Genomic DNA, 1179 nt, shown 5'->3' with positions numbered 1-1179 from the left:
GCAGCGGACCCACCGGTCGCACTCGCTGCTTGACAAACATAGAAGCATCCCTGGGGTGGCCACATTGCGACCACCGCTTGCGGCGCGGGCATGGTGGCTCGCTCCTGCGTAAGGCACAAGCCCGGCCCCGGCACTCCCGGTGACGCATTGAGGCCAGGGAGTGGCCGGCGTGTGCGCGGTTCGGTCCCCTCTTTTTTTATCGCGGGAAAGCGGGCCGGTGGAGTTATCCACAGGCCCATTTTCGGGGAATATCTGCGGGGAACTCCGAAGTGATTTCGTAGAAAGGATCCGGGGCAGGGTAAGGATTTTCTGTCCTTGGAGACAGTGTTATCTGAAGGGGTGGTTCTTTTAGAATGGAAGCATGACGGACCACACCGCAGCACCCGGCGCAGGAACGGCCCCCGACGCGGCCGTTGCCGCGCTGGGCGCTGCGGCACAGGAGGTCATCACCTCTTTCGGCGGTGAGGTTCCGTTCGGTGCGGCTGCTGGGGTGTTGGAGCGTATCGGGGCGGTGCACGCCAAGATCGACGAGCTGAGGGTCGCGATGCTCGCCCCGATCGCGCGGATGGAAGCCTCGGGTGAATTGCTCGAAGAGGGCGGCCAGAAAAACGCGGGTACCTACCTGACTCACGCGTGGGGCATCCACTCCGATGAGGCCAAGCGGCTGGCCCTGTTGGCCACCGGCCTGCACCAAGGGTCCCTGCCCGACACGGCCCAGGCGTTGGCCGAGGGGGTGTTGACTCTGGGCGAGGCCGCAGCCATCGCCTCCGGCGTCGAGCGCGAGGTGAAAAAGCGCGATCAGAAAGCCCGCCCGGACGCGGAGCGCTACCGCTCGGTGATCGAGACCGGTCTGGTGGGGGCCAAACGTGAGCGGGAGGCGATGTCGGTGCAGTCCCTGACCCGTACCGCCAACGCCCTCGGACTGGAGCTCAACCCCGACCGGCCGGAGAAGAACGAAGAGGCCGCCTTCGCCGAACGCGGGGCCCGCTTGAGGCGCACCTTCGAGGGGACCTTCCACTTCGAGGCCTGGGGCCCGGCCGGCGACGCCGAACGCCTGCAGGCCGCACTCGACTCCTACACCGCCCCCTACGACGGGGAGGCGCCCGTTTCGCGGTATGCGCGTACCTATGACGCGTTGATGGCGGCGATGGCCATGGCCCACGGCCACCACGGGTGCGG

General features: G+C 66.9%; 1 protein-coding gene. It reads left to right on the top strand.

Annotated features, from left to right (window positions below; genetic code table 11):
• Positions 1-361: 361 nt before the first annotated feature.
• A partial coding sequence (locus D473_RS0123755) for a DUF222 domain-containing protein (RefSeq protein ID WP_017611535.1) occupies positions 362-1179 on the top strand: 818 nt, incomplete at its 3' end.

It is taken from the genome of Nocardiopsis xinjiangensis YIM 90004, assembly GCF_000341145.1.
Taxonomy (GTDB): Bacteria; Actinomycetota; Actinomycetes; order Streptosporangiales; family Streptosporangiaceae; genus Nocardiopsis; species Nocardiopsis xinjiangensis.
Note: the sequence above shows the minus strand (reverse complement) of the source record. Positions and strands in the feature narration are given on the sequence as shown.